Annotated in this window: 8 protein-coding genes, 1 tRNA gene and 1 pseudogene; 4 read left to right on the top strand and 6 right to left on the bottom strand. The window is 63.7% G+C overall.

Annotated elements, in window-relative coordinates; genetic code table 11:
* Positions 1-73: 73 nt before the first annotated feature.
* Positions 74-358: pseudogene (locus ABY403_RS10265) on the top strand (ATP-binding protein); the annotation flags it as partial.
* Positions 359-527: 169 nt separating this feature from the next.
* Here the strand turns inward: ABY403_RS10265 and ABY403_RS10270 are convergent.
* Positions 528-746, bottom strand: a complete 219-nt coding sequence (locus ABY403_RS10270; protein ID WP_372840706.1) for a hypothetical protein — start codon at positions 744-746, stop codon at positions 528-530.
* A gap of 194 nt (positions 747-940) precedes the next feature.
* On the opposite strand from ABY403_RS10270, the gene ABY403_RS10275 reads away from it, so the two are divergent.
* Genes ABY403_RS10275 through ABY403_RS10285 form a run of 3 tightly spaced genes read left to right on the top strand, consistent with a single transcriptional unit; the run spans position 941 to position 3304 of the window.
* Entirely contained in the window at positions 941-1234 is a 294-nt protein-coding gene (locus tag ABY403_RS10275; RefSeq protein WP_372840707.1) for a DUF3489 domain-containing protein, read from the top strand.
* Between the two features lie 8 nt (positions 1235-1242).
* Entirely contained in the window at positions 1243-1677 is a 435-nt protein-coding gene (locus ABY403_RS10280; RefSeq protein ID WP_372840708.1) for a DUF2924 domain-containing protein, read from the top strand.
* Between the two features lies 1 nt (position 1678).
* Positions 1679-3304, top strand: a complete 1626-nt coding sequence (locus tag ABY403_RS10285; RefSeq protein ID WP_372840709.1) for a recombinase family protein — start codon at positions 1679-1681, stop codon at positions 3302-3304.
* Positions 3305-3476: 172 nt separating this feature from the next.
* On the opposite strand, the gene ABY403_RS10290 is transcribed toward ABY403_RS10285, so the two are convergent.
* From ABY403_RS10290 to ABY403_RS10310, 5 genes are all read right to left on the bottom strand, one after another.
* Positions 3477-3551, bottom strand: a tRNA-Glu gene (locus ABY403_RS10290).
* Between the two features lie 103 nt (positions 3552-3654).
* Positions 3655-5400, bottom strand: a complete 1746-nt coding sequence (recJ, locus tag ABY403_RS10295; RefSeq protein ID WP_372840710.1) for a single-stranded-DNA-specific exonuclease RecJ — start codon at positions 5398-5400, stop codon at positions 3655-3657.
* Positions 5401-5443: 43 nt separating this feature from the next.
* Positions 5444-6430, bottom strand: coding sequence for a class II fructose-bisphosphatase (gene glpX / locus ABY403_RS10300; RefSeq protein ID WP_372840711.1), 987 nt, complete (start codon positions 6428-6430; stop codon positions 5444-5446).
* 93 nt (positions 6431-6523) lie between these two features.
* On the bottom strand, positions 6524-7255 hold the full coding sequence (locus ABY403_RS10305) for a ceramidase domain-containing protein (protein ID WP_372840712.1): 732 nt from the start codon (positions 7253-7255) through the stop codon (positions 6524-6526).
* 16 nt (positions 7256-7271) lie between these two features.
* A complete protein-coding gene (locus ABY403_RS10310; protein ID WP_372840714.1) occupies positions 7272-8495 on the bottom strand; it encodes a homoserine dehydrogenase in 1224 nt (407 codons plus the stop codon).
* Position 8496 lies beyond the last annotated feature (1 nt).

Here is an 8496-nt window from a genome sequence, read left to right on the forward strand (position 1 = left end):
CACAGTTCCACCAGTTTTCCAGTCACTTCGCATCGCCGACCGCTGAAGAAGGCTTTGATCTCGTGGTGCATGGCTAAGCACACGATCAGGTGCTGGAGACCTGAAAATCAGACCAGAAGCCGTGCAGAACACGCACCCCCAGCTGTTCCACCTCTTGAGCAAGCTCTACGAGCGCACCAGCGTGGTCATCACCACGAACCTCAGCTTCAGCGAATGGGCCACGGTCTTTGGCGATGCAAAGATGACAACAGCCTTGCTCGACCGCCTCACCCACCGCTGCCACATCCTTGAAACCGGAAACGACAGCTTCCGCTTCAAGGCAAGTTCAGCCGCGGTGGCCCGAAAAAAGAAGGAGTGAAACTCGCTATTGACCCAAGCATGACCCAAAATCCATAATCAAAGGTGGGTCAATTCTCGATGGAAAACCCGGGTCACTTCTCAGTGCAAATCAACAGACCTCGGCCGCCGCTTGCACCTGCTCGGCCTGACTGTATTCCACCACCGGCGGGCAGGCGCCAACCCGCGACTCAGAACTCCCCGTCGCGCAGCCGCTGAGCAAGCTCATCGCGATCCCGAGGGCGACGTGCAGCGGCATCCAGCATCTTGCGTTGGGTTTCATTGACCTTCTCCGATGTTTCGAGACGCTCAGCCAACCGCCCGGCATTTTCTCCCACGCGGCGAAGGTTCAAGAGGAACAGGACGATGGTGAGGCCATTCGCTCTCCTCGCCGCAACGTTCGCTGGCATCTTCCTGCCGGCCCAATCTGGTGGGAGATTTAAGACCGCCAATATTGTCAACCTTTGGGCTGGACTTCGCCGTCCAGCAGAGCGGTACTGATCACGTGCCGACACAGCTGTTGTTGGCACGTTTCGCCCGGACTGCCGGGCGCTGCGCGGTACGGGGAGCGGAATCATCCGCCCCGAACCAAGTGGAGACCAACATGGCACAGACCGACAAAGCAAAACCCGCCACCAAGCCGAGCAAGCGCCCGTGCTGCGAACCAAACCCGGCAATCATTCCAGCAAAACCATTGGTGACCAAACGCGACCGCCTGCGTGCGCACCTTGAGCACGCCGATGGCGCATCGCTTCAACAGCTTCAGACGGAGTTTGGCTGGCAAGCGCACACGGTGCGCGCCGCGATCTCGGGGCTGCGCAAGGCAGGGTTCGAGGTTCAGCGTGGAGCAGGCGAGCAGTCTTCTGTCTATCGCATCGTCGCGTCGTGCGCGGCGTGATGCGCAGCGTGTCCTCGCAGAAGGGTCTCCCGGACCAGTTCCGGGAGATCTCGGCGCTTGATCGCAAGGCCTGCGTTGACCGCTGGACAGCGGTCTTCGGAACGGCGCCGCCCAAATACCTGTCAGTCAGGTTCATGCAGCGCGTATTCGCGCGACAGCTGCAAATTCGAGTGCTTGGTGATTATCCCGGGCCGATCAGGCGAGCGCTGAAAGCCGCGTCGGGGGCCGCGCAACTTGGCAAGCCGTTGCCGCGTTTAGCCGCGCCCGGCTCCTATCTGATGCGCGAGTGGAACGGCCGGACCTACCAAGTCGAGGTGACGTCGTCAGGCTACGTGCTGGACGGACAAAGCTACGCGTCGCTTTCGACCGTTGCCAAAAGGATCACCGGCGCGCACTGGAGCGGGCCGCGGTTCTTTGGCTTGACGCGCAAGCGAACACACTGACATGCGCCGGGTTCGCTGTGCCATCTATACTCGCAAGTCCTCGGAGGAGGGGTTGGAGCAGGAGTTCAACTCGCTTGATGCCCAACGGGAAGCCTGCGAAGCCTATGTCGCCAGCCAGCGTCACGAGGGCTGGGTGTTGCTCAAGACCCGCTATGATGATGGCGGCATCTCCGGTGGTCACCTCGACCGGCCCGCGGTTCAGCGCCTGATGGCGGATGTTGACGCGGGACTGGTGGACCAGATCGTTGTCTACAAGATCGACCGCCTGACCCGGTCGCTTGCGGACTTCGCGAAGCTCGTCGATCGCCTTGATGCCGCACAGGCCTCTTTCGTCTCGGTGACCCAGTCGTTCAATACCGCAACCAGCATGGGGCGTCTGACACTCAATGTGCTGCTCTCGTTTGCACAATTCGAACGGGAGGTCACCGCCGAGCGGATCCGTGACAAGATCGCGGCCTCAAAGAAGCGGGGGCTTTGGATGGGCGGTTATGTGCCCTTGGGATATGAGGCTGCGGGCCGGACATTGACGGTCAACGGAAGGGAAGCCGAGGCCATCCGGAGCCTCTTCTCCCTTTACGAGGAACGCCGGGCACTGAGCTTGGTGGCGCAGGAAGCCGAACGGCTTGGGTTGCGATCAAAGCAATACATCACGCATTCGGGCAGGGATCAGGGCGGCAAGGTCATGTCACGCGGCCATATCCACAAGATCCTCACCAACGCGCTCTATATCGGCCGCATTGCCCACAAGGGTACAACCTACGAGGGGCAGCACCCTGCGATCATCGAGACAGCGCAGTGGGAGCGGGTGCAGGCGATCATGACTGCACAGTCCGCCATCCCCCGTGGGCAGAAAAACTCCGGGCGACCCTCGTCCCCATTGGCTGGCAAGCTATTCGACACATCTGGCGAGCGTCTGACTCCGGTGCATACGCAGAAGCGCGGGCGTCGTTATGACTACTACATCTCGCAGTCGCTGAAAGTCGGGGCAGCGTCAAAGGAAAGAGACAGCGGCTGGCGCCTGCCTGCCCGGGCGCTTGAGGATCGCGTCGCCGCCGCCGTCCTGCGGCATCTGCGTGCCTCGGCGATGCGTGGACTGCTGGTTGAGGCGGATGCAAAGACCATCGCAGACGCAGTCGTCAGGATCGGCGGCAGCGACTTCGACGCACTTGCCCCAATCGAGCGGATTGTCATCGCCAGTGAGGGGCTGTCAATCACCTTGGCGCATCGCATAACGGCCGAAGTGCTCGACATCGCTGACGAAAAGATCGTAGCGGAACGCCTGTCCTTCGAGTCACCTTTCACGATCCGCCGGCGCGGGGTTGAGACGAAACTTGTCCTGGAAGGCGAAGCGCTCCCACAAGACACTACTCTGATCAGCAACATCGCTAAGGGCCACGCGTTCCTGGCCCTGATCACCAAAGGCCAGAGCGCCCAGATGATCGCAGAAAAGAACGCCCTCTCGGTCAAGCGCGTCCAGCAGATCATCGAGTTTGCCTTCCTCGGACCGGACGCCGTCAGGCAGATCATCGAGGGACGACAGCCGCCATTCCTGACGGCAGACTGGTGTCTCAAGCATGATATACCAGCTGACTGGGCTGCGCAGCAGATGCTCTTCCTCACGGCCTGACCAGACCCATCCCAAACTGGAAACACGAAAACCGCGAACAGAGACGTCGCGCGATTTTGCGTCTGGTCGGCTCGCGTTTTGCGGTCTCACACGACCACTTCGATTCGCAAGCCACGGACAACACGCGACAATTGCGCGCTCGTGCAAAACATCTCGGAAATGGCGGGGTGAGTGGCAGCCCGTAGGGGAGTCGAACCCCTCTTCCCAGGTTGAAAACCTGGTGTCCTAACCGATAGACGAACGGGCCACGCTTGGCGTGGGCGGTGTTTAGGGCAGGGCGGGGTGACTCGCAAGAGGGATTTTCTGCACAGAGCAAAACTTTCGTCACGGCGCGTCAGGTGCTTGGGGGTTCAGGCGCGCGCGGCGTCTTCTAGGCGCAGCTGCACGGTGCGGCGCCCGCCCCAGGTATTGATCTCGATCCGTCCGGCCAGATGAAAGCGCGCGGCGCCGGGGTCTGAGAGCAGCGGGCCAAGCGGGCCGTCAAAGGCACCAAACGCGACCGCGTCGATCCGCCCGTCGGGCCCCCCGGCCCGAAAGCGCAGATGGTTTTCCCCGATCCGCCGCGCACCGGTGATCTCGGCCCCGGCAAAGGCAAAGCGCGGTGCGGGCGCGCCTTGGCCAAAGGGGCCGGCGCGCTCGATATCCTCGATCAGCGCGGTGGTCGCGGCGGCGGGCATCAGCAGCCCGTCAAGGCGCAGTTCGCGCGGGCCTTGGGTTCCCGCGCCTTGCCGCGCCAGCAATTCGCCCAGCCGCGCCATCGCAGGCTCGATCATCGCTTCCGCAACGCTCAGGCCTGCCGCCATGCGGTGGCCGCCGCCCTTGAGCAGCAGGCCCTCGGCGGCCAGCATCTGCACCGCCGCGCCAAGGTCTACCCCCGCCACAGAGCGTGCCGAACCCTTGCCGATGCCGCCCTCAACCCCGATCACTACCGCCGGGCGGTTGGTCGCTTCTTTCAGCCGTGCCGCAACAATGCCGACCACTCCGGGGTGCCAGCCTGCGCCTGCCGCCCAGACCAGCGGCCCATCCAGCCCGCGCGCCTCGGCCTGTTCCAGCGCGGCATCGCGCACCCGGTTCTCGATCTCGCGCCGCTCAGAGTTGAGAAGGTCCAGCCGCTCGGCCAGCGCCTCTGCCTCATGCGGATCGTCGGTTGCAAGCAGCCGCGCGCCTAAATCCGCCGCACCGATCCGCCCGCCAGCATTGATCCGTGGCCCGATCACAAAGCCAAGCGCATAGCTTGTGGGGGCCTGATCCATCCGTGCAACATCGGCCAGCGCCACCAGCCCCACGCGTTCGCGGCGCGCCATCACTCGCAGCCCCTGCCGCACGAGCGCGCGGTTGACGCCGATCAGCGGGGCCACATCGGCCACGGTGGCAAGTGCCACCAGATCCAGCAGCGCCATCAGGTCGGGCCCAGAGGTGCCTTGGGCGCGCAGCTGGCGATTGGCTTCGACCAGCATCAGGAACACCACCGAGGCGGCGCAGAGGTGGCCAAGCTCGCCGCTCTCGTCGGCCCGGTTGGGGTTGACCACGGCCAGAGCGGGGGGCAGCGTCTCGGCCCCGAGGTGATGATCCAGCACCACCACGTCGGCACCCTTGGCCGCTGCAATCGCATCGTGGCTTAGCGTGCCGCAATCGACGCAGACGATCAGGCCATGGTCACGCGCCAGCATCGCCATCGCGGCCTCGTTCGGGCCGTAACCCTCATCTATCCGGTCGGGGATATAGAGCGTGGCGCGCCGCCCCATACTGCGCAGCCAGACCGTCAGCAGCGCCGCCGAAGCGCCGCCATCGACATCGTAATCGGCAAAAATCGCAATCGCTTCCCGCGCCTCGACCGCGCGCAAAAACCGTGCGGCGGCGGCCCCCATGTCTTTCAGCGTCAAGGGGTCGGGCAGCAGGTCGCGCAACTGGGGCTCTAGAAACCGCTCGGCATCGGCAGGGGCTACGCCGCGCGCCACCAGCAAGCGCGCCAAGGGCAAGGGCAGGCGCGTTTGCTGCACCATCGCCTCGGCCAGCCGATCGACTTCGGCACCGGGCCCGACCCAGCGGCGCCCGGTGGCAGAAGCTTCGACATCAAGAAAGGCGCGCCCACTCATGCCCGACACTTGCCGGATTTTTCCACCAATGGCCAGAGCAGGCTCAGTTGTCCTCGTGGCCGTTCCGCTTGAGCGGGTTGCGCCAAATCATCCGGCGCACCGACCCGGTTTTGGATCGCATTAGCAGGGTTTCGGTCTGGATGTAGTTCGGCTCGCGCTTGACGCCCTGCACGATCGAGCCATTGGTCACGCCGGTCGCGGCAAAGATCACATCGGCGCGCACCATGTCGTCGCGCGCATAGATGCGGTTGAGGTCGGTGATACCGGCCTTGTAGGCGCGCGCCTTTTCGTCTTGGTTGCGAAAGGTCAGCCGCCCCCACATCTGCCCGCCCATGCATTTGAGCGCCGAGGCCGCAAGCACCCCTTCGGGTGCGCCGCCCAGCCCCATATACATGTCGATGCCGGTAATCTCGGATTCCGCACAGTGAATAACGCCCGCCACATCGCCATCCGTGATCAGCCGAATCGAGGCCCCGGTCTCGCGGATCTCGGCGATCAGGTCATCGTGGCGGGGGCGTTCAAGCACGCAGCAGGTAATGTCGCCAGGGGTAACGCCGCCAGCGCGTGCAAGTTCGTAGATGCGCTCGCTCGGCGACATATCAAGGCTGATAACATCCTTTGGGTAGCCCGGGCCGATTGCCAGCTTGTCCATGTAGACATCGGGCGCGTGCAGCAAGGTGCCGCGTGGGGCCATGGCAATCACGGTCAGCGCATTGGGCATGTCCTTGGCGGTCAGCGTGGTGCCTTCCAGCGGATCAAGCGCGATATCGACCGCAGGGCCATCGCCGGAACCGACTTCTTCTCCGATATACAGCATCGGCGCTTCGTCGCGCTCGCCCTCGCCAATCACCACCACGCCCTTGATGTCGAGCAGGTTCAACTGTTCGCGCATGGCGTTGACGGCGGCCTGATCGGCGGCCTTCTCATCGCCGCGGCCGATCAGCAGTGCCGATGCGAAAGCGGCGGCTTCGGATACGCGGGCAAGCCCGAGCGAAAGCATCCTGTCCTTGAAATCGATCTTGTCGGCCATGATGCTCCCCGGCTTTGTACGGCTGGCGGCATCTAGCGCGCATGGCGCGCACCCGGCAAGGCTGGGTGCGCTAACGGAAAGTTGGTATCTGCACTAACGCGAAAAAGCGGCCGCCGATGGCGTCTCGCGCGCCGCTTCTTGTGCCGCTTCGCCGCCACGCAAGATCAATTGCATCGCAAACCCTAGCGACAGGCAATTGAGCAGGTGCCACATGAAATGCGTGCCCAAAGACATCGTGGGGCAAATCGCAGCGTCCATCGTGCGCATGCTGAGGGCCAGCACAAAGGCAAGGCTGGAAATCGCCGCAAGGTGCCACAGCGCACGTCTTTTCCACCAGACACCGGCCACAACCAGCGCCCCCCCAAGGATCGCCGGCAGATACTGCGCCGACCCGTTCAAAACCTCACCCGCTGGCAGGATCTCGTTTGCGTGCGCGGCATCCTCGCCATTGGCAAAGAAGATCAGCACCAGCACCGTTCCGGCACCCAATGCCACGGCATGCCAGCCGACCAGTTTCCAATCCAGCAACCGCTTGGCCGCAACAAATGCGTAAAGCGCCAGAAAGCTCCAGATCGGTAGAGTATCGACAAGTTCGGACCAGCGTTGGGCAACGGTATGGAACACAAAGGAACCCAGACCGATCATCGCCGCCAATGCCAGCAATGCCCAGACCAGCGGGTCTTTCTCGCCAAGGCGTCGGGCGGTCAGGATGCCCCAGCCGACCGGCAGAATCACCGCAAAATTGGACAAGGCGTTAACAGGTTCGGCCCAGAAGTGTGCGGATGTCCGTTCGCAATAGATATCGACTGCTGCAAACCAATCCATCCGCCCTACCTTTTCTTCAAACTGCTTCGATTCGTAGCGCCACAGGCTCGCCCATCACCACACCCGTGGCAGGCAGCCGCGCGAAGGCGTGCGCCACCGCATCGCCCGTGGTCTTGTGCGTGACAACCAGCACCGGTGCCAGCGCCTCGGGGTGGTCATACTGGCGCATCCGCGAAATCGAGATGCCCGCATCCCCCAGCACGGTGGCGACCTTGGCCAGCGCCCCCGGTTTGTCGAGCAGTTCCATCCGCAGATAATAAGGCGCGGGCGAGGCGGCGCGGGCCGCGACCGGCACGGTCAGTTGCGTGGCAGGGCGGCCAAAGGTCGCCACCCGGATGCCGCGCGCAATATCGGCCACATCGGCCATGACGGCGCTTGCGGTGGGGCCTTGCCCGGCACCCGCGCCGCGCAGCACGATCTGGCCAACCGCGTCGCCTTCCAGCACCACCATGTTGGTGCCACCCTGCAACTGCCCCAAGGGCGATGCTGCGGGGACAAGGCAGGGGGTCATGCGCTGTTCCAGCCCGCGCCCGGTCATCTGCGCGACCCCCAGCAGCTTGATCTTGTAGCCCATGTCGCCCGCGCGGCGGATATCGTCGATGGATATGCGCCCGATTCCCTCCAGTTCTACCGCGTCAAAGCTGACGCGGGTGCCGAACGCGATAGAGGCCAGCAAGGCAAGTTTGTGCCCGGCGTCGATGCCCCCCACGTCAAGGTTCGGGTCGGCCTCCAGATAGCCCAACTGCCGCGCCTCTTCAAAGACCGTGTCATAGGGCAAGCCGGCGCTTTCCATCCGCGTCAGGATATAGTTGCAGGTGCCGTTCATCACGCCCATCACCCGGGTGATGGCATTGCCCGCCAGCCCCTCGGTCAATGTCTTGATGACCGGAATCCCGCCCGCGACCGCCGCCTCGAAGCGGATCACCCGGCCTGCGGCCTCGGCGGATTCGGCCAGTTCCTGTCCGTGATGCGCCAGAAGTGCCTTGTTGGCGGAAACCACATCCTTGCCCGCGGAAATCGCCGCAATCGTGGCGTCGCGCGCAGGCCCTTCGTGCCCGCCCATCACTTCGACGAACACGTCGATATCGTCACGCTTGGCAAGGGCGACCGGGTCATCCTCCCAAGCATAGCCCGAAAGGTCGGCATCGCGGTTTTTGCTGCGGTCGCGCGCCGAAACCGCAACAATTTCGATTGCCCGCCCGGTGCGCGCGGCCAAAAGATCCGCGTGGTTCTGCACGATC

The sequence above is a fragment of the Phaeovulum sp. genome, from assembly GCF_041596715.1.
Lineage (GTDB): Bacteria > Pseudomonadota > Alphaproteobacteria > Rhodobacterales > Rhodobacteraceae > UBA6213.